This window comes from Blautia sp. NSJ-140 (genome assembly GCF_022868965.1).
Classification (GTDB): Bacteria; Bacillota; Clostridia; order Lachnospirales; family Lachnospiraceae; genus Blautia_A.
The window spans coordinates 1-17276 of sequence record NZ_JALIFS010000006.1; the positions used below are offsets into that span (position 1 = coordinate 1).

Here is a 17276-nt window from a genome sequence, read left to right on the forward strand (position 1 = left end):
TTGCCTTTCTGCCAGGACGACATAGGATCACAGTAGAAAACCCGGGATAAACGAGCTGTATCTCCAGGACGTTCAAATATTTCAGGGTCTTTAAAAGAGGAGCCATTGTCTGTGAGGATAACAGGAAATAACTTGTGGTATAGAGCTGCTCCAAGCTGTTCATACAGCCAAAGGAAAACCTCCCTGACATTTTTACGGTCATCGGCTTCAAGTAGAAAAAGGAGCATAAGGTTACAATTACGGAAGAGCATAGTCAGAAGTACTTTTTCAGATTTTCCACCAGCGCCTTCCACAACATCTAACTCTACAACATTTGTGTCTGGATATTCTTCAAGATATTTTTCAAAATGATGGTATGTCCTATTTTCCCGGCAGCCGGTGTTTTCAGGAGCTTTTCTGGTCTTGCGACGTTTTTTATAGCGTACTTTGCGTGGGAGATCCAAATTGATAGCAGTAAAATATCCATGATCAATGTAGTTATATAATGTACGGATAGAACAATTGATAAGCTGCTGATTGGAAACATAAATATGAGATAATGGCTGTCCTTTAAGGAGAAAAGGTGAAACCAGCTGATCCAGCTGTTCCAGAGATTCGGGTGTCTGGTTGATACCTGAACGGGAAGAAACCTTAATCTCATTATAAAGGTCATGGGCATAATGGGCACGGTAAAAATAGAAGTCATGGGAACAGGTACGTATCTGGTTGCAGTTGTTGCAAACATACGGTGGTTTTTTGAGCCTGTCGCAAAGTACAGGAGTAAAAGCACGGCAATACATGGCACAGCGCTTAGAACGGCACTTAAAGCACAATGACCGGCAGGAAAGGTTGCCACATACATTTCTTTTGTCACAGGAATGAAAGAACTGGCATTCCGAGCGTTTCTTCTGGAGGTCATCCTGATAATGAGGAACATGTATGATATGACGCCGTATCTCCTTTGAGATGGTGGAAGAATCCTTGTTTAACTTGCGAGCAATCTGAGAAAAGTTTTCCCCAATCTGTATACCATGTTCGATAGCAGCACGGTCAGCGAGAGTAAGGTGTTTGCGGTTTCCAATATTATAAGTAGCCATAAGTAAATCCTCCTTTGTAATAAAAATGGATCATTTCCGGTGATCGGAGGATATGGGCCAGTGTACCCTGGCATTTGTTATAGGATAGCTTATTGCAGGACTAAGTTCCACCCCTAATTTCAGCAAAAGAACATAAAGGGCTGAGAGTGGAAATTAGTTTTTCATTTTAGGAAAATGTGAAGAAAGTGTGAAATTAGCACTCGCCTCTTGACTTCGCTAGTAATAAGTGTTATATTACATATAGAACAAGGGAGGAGATAAAAAAAGAACTTCCTGATGTTCAGAGTAAAACCAAACGATCACCACTGCGGAATGACCCGAAGTGGTAACTATATACCGGCAACAGTTGGATTTCTTGATCCACCGGAACGGCTTTTCAATTTGAAAGGAGAAATGACTTATGATGTTCCCGAGTGTATTTGGAGAAAACTTATTTGATGACTGGATGGATGATTTTGGATTCAGAGATAATTTCTTTAGCGGAAAGAATCCTCTTTATGGCAAACATGCAAAAAATATCATGAAAACTGATGTACGTGAAACAGATAAAGGCTATGAGCTGGATGTAGATCTTCCAGGATTTAAGAAAGATGAAGTACAGGTACAGCTGAAGGATGGTTATCTTACCATCTCCGCTGCCAAGGGTCTTGACAAAGATGAGGAAGACAAGAAAGGCAATTATATCCGCCGTGAACGTTATGCTGGCAGCACAAGCAGGAGTTTCTATGTTGGTAATGGTGTAAAAAACGAAGATGTCCATGCAAAATTTGAGAACGGTGTTCTGAGACTTTCTATTCCGAAAAAAGCAGCTGAAGAGATCGAAGCTGATAAATATGTATCTATTGAAGGCTGACATTGACTCACTCTCACAGGAGGAGAATCCATAGAGATTCTCCTCCTCTTTTTTATACACAATAATACATATGGCACTCTCTTTCCAATTTACTGCATGCTCACAAGTACTTTTACTCTATAGTAATGATCCTATTGTCAAAGCTTTCATGATATTGGATATTTTTTAACAAATATACTTGATTTTTCGAATATTTTTTATATATTTTGCATTATATTGTTTTATTTTTTTGAAATCAATGGTATAATATGCACAGCTAATCGGATATTTGCGATCCGCATTTGGTTAATTAAATCTGTTTCGTAATCCTTCAGGATAATTCTCCTGAACAACCACGTAAAACACGATCACGACAGGAGGTTTTTATTATGGATCAGGACAACATCATAAAAATTTACGCGCGCAATGACAACCGCATACAGCTTAAAATGATTCCGGGACACTTCGTAACATCCCAGTCCCATATCACACACTACCTGGATCTCACCACCATGAAATCCAGATGCGCTGAAGCACAGCGTATTGCATCCGCTCTCGCAGCAAATTACGAAGCATCCATTCCGGTAGACACCATCGTCTGCATGGACGGACTTGAAGTGATTGGTGCTTATCTCGCCGAAGAACTGACCAAGGCCGGCGTTCTTTCCATGAATGCACACCAGACCATCTACGTCATCACCCCTGAGTTCAACAGCACCGGACAGATAATCTTCCGCGACAACTATGAACCAATGATCAATGGAAAAAACATTCTCATCCTAAATGGTTCCATCACCACCGGATCCACATTGAACCGGGCTATCGAAAGCGTTCTGTACTATGGCGGTAAGATCCGCGGCGTGGCAGCCATCTACAGCAGTGTAGACAGTGTAGCCACACTCCCTGTACACTCTATCTTCCAGGCCAGAGACATCCCGGACTATCACTCCTACCGCTCTGACAACTGCCCACTGTGCAAAAACCGCCAGAAGATCGATGCTATTGTCAGCAGCTACGGATATTCTGTATTATAAAATTCAGATCAGTCAACGAATCCCCCATGGATAGCAAAACCAGTGGGGGATTCTCTTTATCCTTTCCAATTATAACTGATATTCTCTGTACATGGCTTCACGCATTTCTTTATCTGTAACAACCTTCTGGATCTCATTGCCACGACCATCAAGTATAAGCCTGTTGATCAAAACTCTAAGTCGCTCCTCCCCCTGAGCCATTCCCTGGGCCATTCCCTGTTCTCGCCCCAGTGCTTCAGCCTGTTCTTTAGCTTCCGCCATCAGCCTTGCCCTTTTCTCAGATTCCAGTTCCAGAACATGTCCACCCATAATCTCACCTATTCCTTTCCGGACTTTCTCCTCATTTCTGAAAATATGATCAGATATCCGAGTTATCAGTCCAATCAGATCACTGAACAGTTCGGACCTTCCAGATTCAGTGATCTCTGCTTCCAGTTTACTCCGGATCACTTCATATTCATTCAGTAATTCCTGAAAAAGTTGTGGATCCTCACTCATCTCATGCCCTCTTTTTTCATATCGCATGATATAAAAAGGAAGCAGCATAAGAAGACTCTTTTCAAATATCTTATCTTTTGTATAATTCTCTACTTTAATGGCAGGCACTCTGTACAAATGACATCCTCCATCTGGAAAAACCACATCCACTTCCAGAAAATCCGGCGTATTCCTACTGTTTCTAAGATACAACACACAAGAACGCGGAAACTCCATCCGATACCTCCGTCCCTGCTTTCTGGCAAACTCAACAGCAGTTGCAAAATCATACTCTATCATCCGTACAGCCATTGTCCTGTCATCCGTACTCTGACATTCTATATGATAAATCCGGTTTCCGATCAACAGCCGCGAATCCATAATAATCTCACCATCCACCCGCTGATACTCATTACGCAACTGCACAATCTCCACATCAGCCGGATATGATGTATGAAAAACATCATTGATCAAAGGCACGACCAGAAACGTCATTTTCTCCATCATAGTACGAAAAACATCATCAAAAATCGTATTATCTCTCAAACAATACTCCTTCTGGTATATACAATTATACCATCAATCAAACACTTCAGAAACCCTGTATACAGTTTTTATAAATATTTTTCGAAAAAACGCTTCAGACATTGAAGCAAAAAGAAACCAAATAAATGGCTAGATCTTATAAGATACACAAATCATATCACACATCCCACCACAACACCACAAAAAACCATCTCCAAATTTCGACACCACCATCCAACGTCCAGCAACGCGCCGACCCTCACAATCTCCCTCCAAGCCACAGGGAATCTCACTCTTCCAAACTACAAGCGTCCAGCAACGCGCCGACGCTCACAACCTCCCTTCAAACCACAGGGAATCTCAGCCTTTCCTCCCAGCCATCCAGCGCAGCGCTGATGGCTCATCCAACTCCCGTCAGACCACTCTAGCCCTCCCACCATGACCGCACAGTGTGAGGTTTGCAGCAGAAGTCCGGGTGCTTTGGAGTGAGCCTTGGTCCATACTTAGCGTCTGAGGTGGTTCACGGAGAGGTACCCGGCGGCCACAAGCCGCAGGGTAAGGCCCATCTGTCTGAGCCAGGTACGCATCAGCGTACATGGCGAGTTATGGGCCGGCCGCTCCGTGAGACACCTCAGACGCTTAGTATGACCAGGCGAAACGACGGCACCCGGACTTCTGCTGCAAATCTCACACGTCCGTCCGTGTCATCTTGCCCCCACCAAACACCTGTGCTATAATCAAATTAATCAAAAAACCGAGGTAAACCACACATGAACAAAAAAGAAATCGCAGAAATAAAAAAACAATTCACCCCTGACCGCTGCTCCATCACCCGCATCTGCGGCTGCTACGTAGACGGTGAAAAAAACAAAAAAACCGAACTCAAAGAAGCCTTCTTATCCTTATCAGAGGAAGAAACCTTCAAATACTTCGACATCTTCCGAAAAACCCTCACCGGCACCATCGGAAAAAACCTCATCAACATGGAATTTCCCTTGGATCAGGAAGACGAAGGCGGAACCCAAAACTTCCTCATGAAACTCCGCAAAAGCAAACTCACCGACGACACCCTCACCGAAGCCTTCTACGACAAAATCATAGAAAACTACGACTACGGTGAAAACTACTACATCATCCTCATCCATGCAGTCTACGACATCCCCGGCAAATCCTCCGACGGCGCCGAAATGTTCGATGCCTCCGATGAGATCTACGACCACATCCTCTGCAGCATCTGCCCGGTCAAACTCTCCAAGGCAGGCCTGCATTACAACACAGAGACAAACAACATTGAAGACCGTATCCGGGACTGGCTGGTAGAAATGCCTGACTGGGGCTTCCTCTTCCCACAGTTCAACGACCGCAGTACCGATATCCACGGGCTTCTCTACTACACCAAAAACGCCGAAAATCTCCGCTCCACCATGATGGAAGAAGTCTTCGGCTGCACCACACCACTATCTGCCGGAACCCAGCGCGACTCCTTCAATGCTCTGGTGGAAGAAACACTTGGTGATGACTGTGCCTACGACACAGTCCTTGAGATCCACGAAAAGCTTAACGACCTCATTGAATCCCAGAAGGACGAACCGGAACCTGTTGTCCTCACCAAATCCGAAGTCAAACGTCTCTTCGAAGAATGCGGCGTAGAAGACGAAAAGCTTCAGAACTTCGATGAACAATATGAGCTTGCTGCAGGAGAAAAATCTGCTCTGGTAGCATCCAACATCACCAACACCAGAAAATTCGAGATCAAAACCCCGGATGTGGTGATCCACGTGGCACCGGACCGGGCAGAGCTGGTAGAAACTCGGATCATCGACGGCCGCAAATGCCTGGTGATCCCCATGGAAAGTGAAATAGAGCTCAATGGCATCCGTGTCAGCGCACTGAACTCTGTTGAAGATACATCCGCAGAACCACTTCCTGTTAATGATATTACTGACATTAATAACAATAACACCGAAGAAGAAATCCCATTTTAAAGGAGACCTTATGAACGATAAAAAAATCCTGTTCTTCGACATAGACGGCACACTGCTTACGTCTCACCCATTCAAGGTTCCGGAGAGCACCAGCCGAGCCCTCACAAAAGCCCATGAAAACGGTCATCTTCTTTTCATCAACACCGGCCGCACCAAAGTAATGATGCCTTCTGCACTCTCAGAGCTTCATTTCGATGGCTATATATATGGCTGTGGAACCCACATTTACATGGATAACAAATTGCTTTTTTTCCGCACAGTCCCAAATCTTCTGTGCAAGGAAACCGTAGATCTTCTCCGCAAATGTAAAATCGAGGCACTTTTTGAATCCAACACTGAGATCCTGTATGATGGCGCATCTCCGGCCCAGTCCGAATTCGGAGTCAAAATGCGAAAAGAAATTCCAATGGTCGACATCACGAAATTCAATCGGGAGGATGCCTGCACTTACTCCTATGACAAATTCCTGGTACATATGCTTCCGGATTCCAATGTCGAAAAATTCCGCAGCTTTTGTAATGATCATTACACCTATTTTGATCACGGAGACGGAATCTGGGAAGTCACACAAAAGGGTACCAGCAAAGCCACAGGCATGGAATTTCTCCTGGACCGCCTTTCCATCCCCAAGGAAAACTGCTACGCATTCGGAGACAGTCCCAACGACCTTCCCATGCTGAAAGCTGCCGGAGTCAGCGTTGCTATGGGAAATGCTTACGGAGGCATCGAAAAGCACTGCACATACCAGACAAGCGCAGTGGACAGGGACGGGATTCTTCACGCATTGGAGCATCTGAATCTGATCTGATGATCCGTAAAGCAGGCATGAGCATTACAAAAAACGAGCCGTGTACGATAAACTCGTACACGGCTCGTTGTCTTTTCTCTTATCATTCCATTGCAAACATTGTATCTTATTTCTCAGCTTCCGGTGTAGCAGCTGCCTCATCTTCTGTACTGTCTGCAGTCTCCTCATCAGCCTTTGCAGAATCTCCCTCTGTCTCCGGTGTCTCGGTCACATCGGTCTGCTCCTCAGCTGCCGGTGTCTCGGTTGCCTCAGCCTCTGCAGAATCTGCTGTCGGTGTCTCAGTTACATCCGGGTCCGGTGTCGGAGTTGGAGTCTGGATCGTAAAGCTGTGATTATCTGTGATCTTGATCTTCTTGATCAGTTTTTTCTCTTCTTTGATATCTGCTTTCTTCTTCCATCCATCTGTTGTATCATTATAGAAATCATCCTTCTTGGTGTTTGTCAGAGACTCTTTCTTACTCTCCGTTGCAGTTTCATCATTCTTGGAATCCAGTCTCACAACATACCATACGGAATCTGTCTTGATGATTTCTTCGTTCAGTGCACCCTCATCCAGCTTTCTTAAAGCGGCACGGACCTCATCCGGATAAGTAGTTCCGTTGGCAGCACTGTCATCACCTTCCTCATAGGCAGGGCATGTTCCGGTTGTTGCAGTCATATCCTCGGAAATCTCATCTCCAAGAGTATTGAAATCTGCAGCCGGATCCTCTTTAACCTTGTCATAGAACTTCTGAAGATTCTCTTTATTCTTCTTGATATCATCATCGGAAAGATCATCTCCGCTGACTTTTGCACTTGCATAGCTGAAGGACATCTGCTGATATTCTTTCTCATCCAGCTTCACGTCCGCTTTGGCTTCAATGGCATCCTTCATCTTCACATCGTATGTCTCAAGCTCGAGGAAAGTCTTCACCATATCTTCATCAACCGCAAGCTCTGCAATTGTCTCATCGGAATTGGCAGCCATAAAGTTCTTGGCAGCTTCCTCAAGAGCCTTCTGCTCATCATCTGTAATTTCAACATCATACTCGGAAGCGTGTTCTTTCTCCAGACACATCTTCTCAACAGTCTCAACAGATGTTGTTACCGCATTTTCACCGTAAGTCTCATCGGAATCATCATCCATTTTGGTACTCCAGATAGACATATCGTTTCCGCCGCCAAGATACATCTTGTACATTGCCTCAGCCTGTGCCTGCTGCATACGTGCTGCCAGACTTACAACGCCAAGCGGGATCTCCTGCTTATTGACTGTCAATGCGATCTTTGTACCATCGAGTTTTTTATTTCCGCAGCCTGCCATCATTCCTGCTGCTGTAACGCAGACAAGAGCAGTAACTGCCGCTTTCTTTACTGAATTTCTCATTTCATCCTCCATCTATCCGTCCATAAGAATCACGGTCCGGCTCTTATTCCATAATACTTGATTATAAACGTTTTCACCTTTAAGAGCAAGGAATTTCACGAACTTACACGACATTTCACAAATTATCCACAAGTCTTTCCGGGGAAATATCCGGTATCCACAAACCGGATATTTTTTCCCGTGGATAACCCCGAGCCTGCCTGATTCTTCCCTTTACTCCAGTGGCTCTGCCAGTTTTGCCAGCTCCCCCGCAAACTTCATCAGCTCTTCGATCAGCCTTCCCTGTGGTGTCAGGATAAATTTCGGCTCATGATCAGCCTTAAACTGCAAACCTCTCCTGTACTGCGCCATAATAGCCGGGATACCTGCAGGATCCAGCTTGGCCTTTTCATAGAGCGTGATCCGGACATCTTTTCCAAGCTGCTTGATCTCCGTCACATATCCCTGATGAGCAAGAGCCTTCAGCCTTGCAATGGCGAGAAGGTTCAGCACAGCTTTTGTCGGCTCTCCAAAACGGTCGATCAGCTCCTCCAGCATATCGTCATACTCCTGCTGGCTTTCAATACCGGCAATACGCTTATAAATATCCAGCTTCTGGAACTCGTTGCTGATATAGGAATCCGGAATAAACGCATCAATGTTAAGATCAATGGTCGTCTCAAAATCATCCATAGTCCGGATTCCCTTTGCCTCCTTGACAGCCTCACTGAGCATCTTGCAATAAAGGTCATAACCAACTGCGTTCATATGCCCGTGCTGCTGAGCACCAAGAAGATTTCCTGCTCCACGAAGCTCCAGATCCTTCATAGCTATCTTAAAACCGCTTCCAAGGTCTGAATACTCCCTCATGGCGCTGAGCCGTTTCTCCGCGGTCTCCTGGAGCATCTTGTTTTTGGTATACATCAGGAATGCATAAGCAGTCCTGTTGGAACGTCCTACACGCCCACGTAGCTGATAAAGCTGGGAAAGGCCATATCTGTCCGAATCATGGATGATCATGGTGTTTACGTTGGAAATATCCAGTCCTGTTTCAATGATAGTGGTAGAAACCAGCACATCCACATCTCCGTTGATAAAATCATACATTACCTGCTCCAGTTCCCTCTGACTCATCTGTCCATGTGCAAAATCCACTCTGGCCCCCGGCACAAGTCTGGATATCCGAAGGGCTACTTCGGCAATGTCATTGACTCGATTATATACGTAATACACCTGTCCACCCCGGCGAAGCTCCCTGCGGATGGCTTCCCGGACAGTCTCCTCATCGTACTCCATAACGTATGTCTGGATCGGCACACGATCTATCGGTGGCTCTTCCAGAACGCTCATGTCACGGATACCGATAAGACTCATATGAAGGGTTCTCGGAATTGGCGTTGCTGTCAGCGTCAGTACATCCACATCTTTTTTCATCTGCTTGATCTTCTCCTTGTGAGTAACACCGAAGCGCTGCTCCTCATCAATGATCAGAAGTCCAAGATTTTTAAATTCCACATCTTTTGAAAGAACTCTGTGAGTGCCGATCACAATATCTACCTGCCCCTTTTTGATCCCTTCGATGGCCTTTTTCTGCTGGGCAGATGTCCGGAAACGACAGAGAAGCTCCACCTTTACCGGAAATTCTTTCATACGCTGTACAAAAGTATTGTAATGCTGCTGTGCAAGAATGGTGGTAGGGACCAGATAAACCACCTGCCGGCTTTCCTGTACTGCCTTAAACGCAGCTCTTAAAGCAACCTCCGTCTTTCCGTAACCAACGTCACCACACACAAGACGATCCATGATCCTGGTGCTTTCCATGTCTCTCTTGGTATCTTCAATGGCTGCCAGCTGATCCTCTGTCTCCTCATAGGGAAACATCTCCTCAAATTCCTTCTGCCATACGGTATCTGGTCCGCAGACATATCCCTCTTTCTCCTGGCGTACTGCATAAAGCTCTACCAGCTCTTTTGCGATATTTTTTACCGCACCCTTAACACGACTCTTGGTCTTATTCCACTCCTGACCGCCAAGCTTGTTCAGCTTGGGCGTTTTTGCATTTTCAGAGGATCCGGAATATTTCTGCAAAACATCCAGCTGGGTTGCCAGAATATAGAGATTACTGCCGCCCCGGTATTCGATCTTGATGTAATCCTTCACAACACGGTCAACCTCTACCTTTTCGATTCCACGATAAATACCCAGTCCATGCTTTTCATGAACAACAAGATCTCCAATGGAAAGCTCCGCAAAATCCTGGATCCGGTTTCCGCTGTATTTTTTCTTTTTTTTGCGCTTCTTCTGCTCTTTGCCGAAAATATCGGTTTCCGTCATCACTGCAAATTTGATCAGCGGATACTGGAAGCCACGTCTTGCATGACCATAGACCACCATAATCTCTCCGGGACTGATGATACGATCCATGTCCTGGCTGTAAAAAGCATTCAGACCTTCCTCTGAAAGATCTTTTGCCAGACGCTCCGCCCTGGTCCTGGAACCGGAGAGCAGTGCGATTCGGTATCCCTGCCTCTTATACTGAAGGAGATCCTTTACCAGAAGCTCAAAGCTGCTGTTATAAGAATCTACAGACTTCACTGTAAGATCAAATTCCTCATTGATCTTCCATCCGGAACGTCTGGGAGAGAGTGCGGATACAGCCACACAATTCCGTCTGTTCAGCTTCTTCTGCAGTTCCTGAAAACCACATAGCCACTGCTCCGGAAGATTTGCCTCGCCTTTTTCCTCTCTGTGCATACGACTCTGACGGTACTCTTCCTCCACACCCTCGCCGTTTTCTGCCAGGTGGTTCAGTTCATCCAGAAACACCAGTGTTTTTTCTTCCGGAAAATAATCCAGAAAGGATACCATATCCTCTCCGTCCATCTTTTCCGCGGCCGGATAGATCGTAATTTCATCTACATTTTCCAGGGATCTCTGGCTTTCCGCATCAAAGCTCCGGATAGAATCCACCTCATCATCCCACAATTCGATACGCCAGGGATTATCCTCTGTCAGCGGATAGATATCAATGATTCCTCCACGCACAGAAAACTGCCCCGGAAGCTCTACCTGACCGGTGCGTTCATATCCCAGCTCTACCAGCTCTTCCTTCAGCTGATCCAGATCGATCACACTGTCACTTTTAAAATGAAGAAGCCTGCTTCTGATCTTTTCCAGCGGCATCAGGAAATCCATACATCCGTCAATACTGGTAACAACGGTCACTTCTTCCTGTTCCAGAAGTGCCCGGATCACACGCATCCGCTGCCGGATCAGAAGATTTCCGTGAATATCTGCCTGAAAAAACAGAAGATCCTTTGCCGGATAAAAATATACATTTTTGTCATAGAAGCGGTAATCCTCATAGATTTCCTTTGCATTACGCTCATCATCCGCAAGGATCAGATGATATGGAAAAAGCCCGGAAAGTCCATACATCAGATGGACCTTCTGGGACTCCATGCATCCGGAAACGTTAAGAATTCCGCAATTTGCGCCACAACGCTTTTTTATTTCCCCAAACTCTGCAAGACCCTGCAGAGGCTGCAAAAATGCTTCCATACAAACCTCAATTCTTAGGCTTTTTCCTGTTATACTTATTCATCGCCGCATCTACGCCCTCGGACAGGATCATCTCCACAGCCTCTGCCGCATCATTGATCCCTTCATCCACAAGCTTGCGGTCACTGTCCGAAAAATGCCCCAGCACAAAATCTGCCAGATCCCAGTCTTTCGGTTTCGCACCGACACCAACACGGATACGGATAAATTTTTCAGTTCCAAGACGGCGGATGATATCCTTTATCCCGTTATGTCCGCCCGCACTGCCTTTTTTGCGAATACGAAGCTGTCCAGGCTCCAGATCGATATCATCGTAGATCACGATCAGCTCTGTCTCCGGATCGATCTTGAAATAGCCGGACATCTCCTGGATCGGACCACCGCTTAAATTCATATAGGAAAGCGGTTTCATCAGAATAGCTTTTTCACCGCCGATGATACCTTTTCCATACATGGCATTAAATTTTACGCCACCCTGCGGGATATTATTCTTCTCCACAAGACAGTCAACGGTGTCAAAGCCCATGTTGTGGCGTGTAGCCTCATACTGCTTTCCCGGATTTCCCAAACCTGCAATTAAATACATAAAAACTCCTCAGCTGTAATTTACCTGTTTCAATGCCAGGCCTTCTTATGCCTTAAGGCATACAAATGCTCTGATCGTATCAGTTGAAATATACCATCTCATCAGCAAGTGGCTCGCAAACTTCCACATGCTCTGCGTAAAGTACGATTCCCTCTCCCTGATATTCCATTCTCTTCTCAAACGCAACCTTCGCGGTAACATCCACCCACTGGCCTTCTGCGATCTTCGGAGCAAAAGCGCTCTTGCAGATATAACCAAGGAATGTGGTATCATCTGCACAGCATGTCATGGCTGTTCTTCCGGGAACAAAGAATTTACTTCCCATTCCACGCGGCTTCAGGGCACGTGCTTTAAAGTGAACGGTTTTTCCGACATAGCGGTCCGGATGATCCATGGAATCCACAAACCAGATACCATAATCCTCCGGAAGAATATCGATCACCGGCGCATCAATATCAAATGGCATCTCATCCTCAAAAAGATCACCAAGCTCGCCTTCTTCATCCTCAAAAATAATCTCCGCACGCTGGTTCACCACCTTGATGCTTCTTCTGTAAGAAGGAAGCGGATCATTCTCCTGGCAGCGGTTAAAGATAACCATATCAGCATTGCGGACCATGTCCATAAAAAGGGACTTCATATTCGCCATATAAACCTGGAATGTGCTTGCATCCACACAGGTGATATGCTGCTCCACGCCCCAGCCTTCCGGTTTTTCCATCTCTTCAAATTTACTTACCAGCCACATGCCATTGTACTCAATGATCACCCGCTCCGGCTGATACAGGATTTCCATTGCCGCAAGTCGTTCCGGTGTAAGCTCTTCCTCGCTGTCAATGATCTCCACAACGGTATTGCACTGTTTCGGTGCTTCCTCATCATATTCTTCCTCACCTTCTTCGCAAAGGATCAGAAGTGTTTTTCCATCGATCTGAAAGTAATCCTGCTGCAGGGTAAAGCTCAGGAAAGAGGTCTTGCCGCTTTCCAGAAAACCTGTGATCAGATAAACGGGTACTCTGGTCTCTTCCATAAATCCATCCTGTCAGATACTGTACGATTTAATGTACAGTATCTGTTTCCTTTCTGTAACAATCTATATCTGTATTCCGCTTTGGTTTTGCGTCAAAACGGACATTTATTTTATCATATGCTTTATGCGATCCCGAAAAGCTCTTCCAGAGCATGCTCGTCAAGTTTGGAACCGATCACGCACAGACGGCCTGTATATTCTGGTGCGCCCTCACGGATCTCGGTTTCTTCCGGAACCATATCAAAATAGATCCATGTTCCGTCCTCTGCCGGAAGCATTCCTTTTGCACGGAGAATGATACCATATTTGTCAGACTCGGAAAGTGCCTCAAGGATCTTCTCAAGTCCCTCACGTGTGAATTTCTTAATCGTCTCACGGCCCCAGCTTGTGAAGACCTCATCTGCATGATGATGGTGGTGGTCATGTCCACAGCCACACTCTCCGTCATGATGGTGGTGCTCATGCTCTTCATGATCATGTCCGCAGCCGCACTCTCCGTCGTGGTGATGATGATGCTCATGCTCTTCATGATCATGTCCGCAGCCGCACTCTCCGTCGTGGTGATGATGCTCATGCTCTTCATGATCATGTCCGCAGCCGCACTCTCCGTCGTGGTGATGATGCTCATGCTCTTCATGATCATGTCCGCAGCCGCACTCTCCGTCATGGTGGTGATGATGCTCATGCTCTTCCTCAAGCATCTCCTGCTCCAGGGATACCGGATGCTCCATAACCTCTACCAGTTTCTTACCGTCAAGATTCTCAATCGGAGTCGTGATGATAGCAGCATCCTTATTCAGGCTACGGAGAAGCTCCAGAGACTCCTGAACCTTTTTCTCACTTGCAATATCGGTACGGCTCATGATGATGGCACCTGCATACTGGATCTGGTTATCAAAGAACTCACCGAAGTTCTTCATATACATTTTGCATTTTTTTGCATCAACAACAGTTGTATAGCTGTTCAGTTTAATGTCAACCTCGTCCTGAACACCCTGTACAGCCTTGATAACGTCAGAAAGCTTACCAACTCCTGATGGCTCGATCAGGATCCTGTCCGGATTGTATTTGGTAACAACCTCTTTCAGGGATGTTCCGAAATCTCCTACCAGAGAGCAGCAGATACATCCGGAATTCATCTCACGGATCTGAATCCCAGCCTCTTTCAGAAATCCGCCGTCAATACCGATCTCACCGAACTCGTTCTCGATCAGAACTACCTGCTCACCCTGAAATCCGTCCTTCAGAAGTTTTTTGATCAGAGTTGTTTTTCCGGCACCAAGGAAACCGGAGATAATATCAATTTTAACCATTTTGTATACACTCCTTTTAACGTAGTTTGACCAGGAAGTATTATACCCCCTGGTTGTATCCTGTTATGATCATGATGACAGAGAAAAACTATCTGTTTCTGTATCTGCTGTCATTATATCCATTTTACAAAACAGACATTCATATTCTGCTTTATATTCAGATTAATAGAGGGATGTGAAAAGCTCACATCCCTGAAAATCGTTCTTCCTATCAGCCGTTGATCATAAAGTTCATAAGCTTGTCGATATCCTCTTTCTCTGCTGCAACGATCTCAAGTTCCGGAATTTCCCCGGCGGAAAAGATGTTTGCAAGAGATACATACTGGGAAAGCTTGGATTTCAGGTTCAGTCTGTCTCCCTCTCCTGTTACAAGCTCTACTCTGCCTTTGCAGCTGTCAATTACCTCAAAAAATTTATCGATATCTGTAATATGTGTTACTTTCATTTTAAAAATCTCCTTTCTTATCAAAGGGCTGTTCTTAACTCTTTCCATTAAATTATACCCCAGTGTTTTTAAAAAAGCAATCCCTGCCGGGCAAAAACACTTCACAGATATTCTCTGCGGATCTATATATATTTCGTCATATTTCTTCAATTTCAACAGTACAGTCTTTTCTTCCTTTGTTCCATTTCATGAGATAAACCTTAAATCCCAGAGAATCTCTGGCAATGGTAAACGGTTCTTCTCTGAATACTTCGGATCCGATACCCTGCTTTTTCAGCTCTGCCTGTTTTGCACTGGCTTTTTCCGTAAGAACTTTAATTTCTTCGTCAGCTTCTTTTCCAAAAGACCGATCCCCATATCCTGATGACGCTTCCCTCAGCTTTTCGGAAAGGCACATCGTTACCTGAATGTGTTTTGTACGGTGAAGCATTCCTGCCAGTTTCCGTGCTACCCATTTAAACGGAAGTTTCCGGTAAATTTCAAGCCACCTGACAAAGGTACGGTCTCCTGCCTGCCTTGCGATCTCTCCCATTACCTCAATTGCCTTTTCCGAGGGAATCCACGGATTTTCCCTGGGAACAATATACTTTTCCGGAACAGACGGATAACAGCAGTAATTCAATGGCGGAAATTCCACCAGTACAGAAAGCTTCTCCTCCAGAGCGTTGCAGCTGTCCCCGCCTATATAATCATATTTGTCGCGGAGGATTGCCAGGCGATATTCCAGCTGCCGTAAATATTCATACCCTTCTATCCAGAAATGACCGATCCGGCTGTAATCGTAGAGATATTTTTCCAGAGACAGGGTTTCAAAAAACAAAGTCACCACCGAATCATCCTGGTGAACCACAAGGATATATTCTCTGCCCTGCCGGCTTAAATCTGCCAGGATCTCGCCCTCGTAATCCGGTTTGTATACACCTGTCATACGGGCATTTCCAAAAACAAGAAAGCTTTCTACCGCATCATTCATAAGATACACAAGGCGGATTTCTCCGTTTTTTACATAAGAATCCACTTTGTATATATTGTCATCGGACTTTTCCGCAATTGCTTCCGAAAAAGCACTCTCTGAAGCTGCTTTCTGATCCTGCGGGCCTTTCTCATCATTCACTGCCACCAGTTCAAACTGATCTTCTCCAAGCAGCTCTGCAAGCTTCTGAAATGTATCTGGCAGCTCTTCAAATGCCTTCTCTGAGACATATCTCTCCGGTGCTGTTTTTTCTGCAGTATTATTTCCAGTATCCATCAATTACCTCTTTATTCAGTTTTTCCCCAATAACGATCATGATCTCCTGTCCCAGCTTTGCTGGCCGGATGCAGATCTCATGGCGGGTAGCATTCAGCTCCAGCCACTGTCCATCTTCTTTTCTGAGAAAACCTTTTACGCGAAAAACATCTCCGCAGGATGGATCATTCAGGATCCTTTCTGCAGTTTCATAGAGTTTCTCCTCACTTTTATGAACGTTCATAAAAAACAGAGAATCAAATCCACCGCCTTCCGCATAGGATTCCTTCACATAAGCTTCTGACACATACCCACAATTCAGGATCTTTTCCAGGTCTGTGTCCGTGAGATCATTCCAGTTTCCGGTGAGGATCTCACTGTCCAGACAGCGCCTGCACTGGATCTGGCCAAGTGCACGGTTGAGATGCTCTTTTGTGCTGCTGATCTCTTCCACCGTAGCTTCCTGGCTCCTGCTCAGTAATACACAGCCTGCATCTGCCACCTCAGAAGCCAGCAGATAATCAGCTTCCGCAGAAAGATCCTCTGCCAGCTTCGCATCCACAATGGCGATCACATTTCCGATCTCATACCATTTATCCAGCGGTTCCTCATGGAGGGCGTCAAAGAACTCATCCACATCAAAGATTCCGGATGGTTCTACGATGACACGGTCGTAACCGCACATTCCCATAGCGATCAGCTTCGTCTTAAATCGCCGTCTGTGACAGTCCGCATCACAACCGCCGGAAACCATCTCCAACTCACAGTTGTCACCCATCAGATCCTGAAGCAGCATCATATCCACATTCACTGCCCCGAAATCATTTTCCAGGATCCCGATGTTCATGCCTTTTTTCAGAAGATAGGAGGCATATTTTTTTATAAATGTTGTCTTTCCGGATCCGAGAAACCCGGTTATCAGATCGATCTTTATCATATTTCTTCCTTTACTTATGTTCCGTCCATATTTCAACAATCTCCCGCCCGACAAATGCCGGACTGCTATCAGTATATAATCTTTTTTCCGCAAA

14 protein-coding genes are annotated in these 17276 nt (G+C 45.5%); 4 read left to right on the top strand and 10 right to left on the bottom strand.

Annotated elements, in window-relative coordinates:
* A partial coding sequence (locus MUB50_RS08330) for a helix-turn-helix domain-containing protein (RefSeq protein WP_244790997.1) occupies positions 1-1076 on the bottom strand: 1076 nt, incomplete at its 3' end.
* A 400-nt stretch (positions 1077-1476) separates the two neighbouring features.
* Here MUB50_RS08330 and MUB50_RS08335 point away from each other — a divergent pair.
* Both MUB50_RS08335 and MUB50_RS08340 read left to right on the top strand, forming a co-directional pair.
* The gene (locus MUB50_RS08335; protein WP_015525518.1) at positions 1477-1929 is read left to right on the top strand and encodes an Hsp20/alpha crystallin family protein; all 453 of its coding nucleotides are present in this window, start codon (positions 1477-1479) and stop codon (positions 1927-1929) included.
* Between the two features lie 368 nt (positions 1930-2297).
* Positions 2298-2942: an orotate phosphoribosyltransferase gene (locus tag MUB50_RS08340; protein ID WP_118514147.1), complete on the top strand. Its 645-nt coding sequence runs from the start codon at positions 2298-2300 to the stop codon at positions 2940-2942.
* Positions 2943-3011: 69 nt separating this feature from the next.
* Here MUB50_RS08340 and MUB50_RS08345 read toward each other — a convergent pair whose 3' ends face one another.
* Positions 3012-3965 (bottom strand): hypothetical protein, encoded by a 954-nt coding sequence (locus MUB50_RS08345; protein WP_118625298.1) that lies wholly within the window; start codon positions 3963-3965, stop codon positions 3012-3014.
* 749 nt (positions 3966-4714) lie between these two features.
* Between MUB50_RS08345 and MUB50_RS08350 the strand changes: the two genes are divergently transcribed.
* Positions 4715-5929, top strand: a complete 1215-nt coding sequence (locus tag MUB50_RS08350) for a DUF4317 domain-containing protein (RefSeq protein ID WP_118514151.1) — start codon at positions 4715-4717, stop codon at positions 5927-5929.
* A 10-nt stretch (positions 5930-5939) separates the two neighbouring features.
* Positions 5940-6737 carry an HAD family hydrolase gene (locus MUB50_RS08355; RefSeq protein WP_158293303.1) on the top strand — a complete coding sequence of 266 codons (798 nt, stop codon included), beginning with the start codon at positions 5940-5942 and terminating at the stop codon, positions 6735-6737.
* 106 nt (positions 6738-6843) lie between these two features.
* Here the strand turns inward: MUB50_RS08355 and MUB50_RS08360 are convergent, their stop codons facing one another.
* The 8 genes from MUB50_RS08360 to MUB50_RS08395 form a co-directional block, all read right to left on the bottom strand.
* A complete protein-coding gene (locus tag MUB50_RS08360; protein ID WP_138276681.1) occupies positions 6844-8103 on the bottom strand; it encodes an FKBP-type peptidylprolyl isomerase in 1260 nt (419 codons plus the stop codon).
* 213 nt (positions 8104-8316) lie between these two features.
* Positions 8317-11643: a transcription-repair coupling factor gene (mfd, locus tag MUB50_RS08365; protein WP_244790999.1), complete on the bottom strand. Its 3327-nt coding sequence runs from the start codon at positions 11641-11643 to the stop codon at positions 8317-8319.
* Between the two features lie 7 nt (positions 11644-11650).
* Entirely contained in the window at positions 11651-12229 is a 579-nt protein-coding gene (gene pth / locus MUB50_RS08370) for an aminoacyl-tRNA hydrolase (protein ID WP_118514159.1), read from the bottom strand.
* Between the two features lie 79 nt (positions 12230-12308).
* Entirely contained in the window at positions 12309-13259 is a 951-nt protein-coding gene (locus MUB50_RS08375; RefSeq protein ID WP_244791001.1) for a TIGR03943 family putative permease subunit, read from the bottom strand.
* Between the two features lie 122 nt (positions 13260-13381).
* Positions 13382-14572, bottom strand: coding sequence for a CobW family GTP-binding protein (locus MUB50_RS08380; protein WP_244791003.1), 1191 nt, complete (start codon positions 14570-14572; stop codon positions 13382-13384).
* A gap of 211 nt (positions 14573-14783) precedes the next feature.
* Positions 14784-15017, bottom strand: a complete 234-nt coding sequence (locus MUB50_RS08385) for a hypothetical protein (protein WP_015525508.1) — start codon at positions 15015-15017, stop codon at positions 14784-14786.
* A 136-nt stretch (positions 15018-15153) separates the two neighbouring features.
* On the bottom strand, positions 15154-16266 hold the full coding sequence (locus MUB50_RS08390) for a DUF3878 family protein (RefSeq protein ID WP_118607887.1): 1113 nt from the start codon (positions 16264-16266) through the stop codon (positions 15154-15156).
* Complete coding sequence (locus MUB50_RS08395; protein ID WP_118625286.1) at positions 16250-17182, bottom strand: GTP-binding protein; 933 nt, start codon at positions 17180-17182, stop codon at positions 16250-16252. The genes MUB50_RS08390 and MUB50_RS08395 overlap by 17 nt, the downstream gene beginning before the upstream one ends.
* Positions 17183-17276: the final 94 nt, after the last annotated feature.

Coding starts and splice junctions, on each gene's coding strand:
- MUB50_RS08355 (WP_158293303.1), top strand. CDS start 5,940: ATGAACGATAAAAAAATCCTGTTCTTCGACATAGACGGCACACTGCTT.
- MUB50_RS08385 (WP_015525508.1), bottom strand. CDS start 15,017: ATGAAAGTAACACATATTACAGATATCGATAAATTTTTTGAGGTAATT.
- MUB50_RS08360 (WP_138276681.1), bottom strand. CDS start 8,103: ATGAGAAATTCAGTAAAGAAAGCGGCAGTTACTGCTCTTGTCTGCGTT.
- MUB50_RS08340 (WP_118514147.1), top strand. CDS start 2,298: ATGGATCAGGACAACATCATAAAAATTTACGCGCGCAATGACAACCGC.
- MUB50_RS08350 (WP_118514151.1), top strand. CDS start 4,715: ATGAACAAAAAAGAAATCGCAGAAATAAAAAAACAATTCACCCCTGAC.
- pth (WP_118514159.1), bottom strand. CDS start 12,229: ATGTATTTAATTGCAGGTTTGGGAAATCCGGGAAAGCAGTATGAGGCT.
- MUB50_RS08395 (WP_118625286.1), bottom strand. CDS start 17,182: ATGATAAAGATCGATCTGATAACCGGGTTTCTCGGATCCGGAAAGACA.
- MUB50_RS08390 (WP_118607887.1), bottom strand. CDS start 16,266: ATGGATACTGGAAATAATACTGCAGAAAAAACAGCACCGGAGAGATAT.
- MUB50_RS08375 (WP_244791001.1), bottom strand. CDS start 13,259: ATGGAAGAGACCAGAGTACCCGTTTATCTGATCACAGGTTTTCTGGAA.
- MUB50_RS08335 (WP_015525518.1), top strand. CDS start 1,477: ATGATGTTCCCGAGTGTATTTGGAGAAAACTTATTTGATGACTGGATG.
- MUB50_RS08380 (WP_244791003.1), bottom strand. CDS start 14,572: ATGGTTAAAATTGATATTATCTCCGGTTTCCTTGGTGCCGGAAAAACA.
- mfd (WP_244790999.1), bottom strand. CDS start 11,643: ATGGAAGCATTTTTGCAGCCTCTGCAGGGTCTTGCAGAGTTTGGGGAA.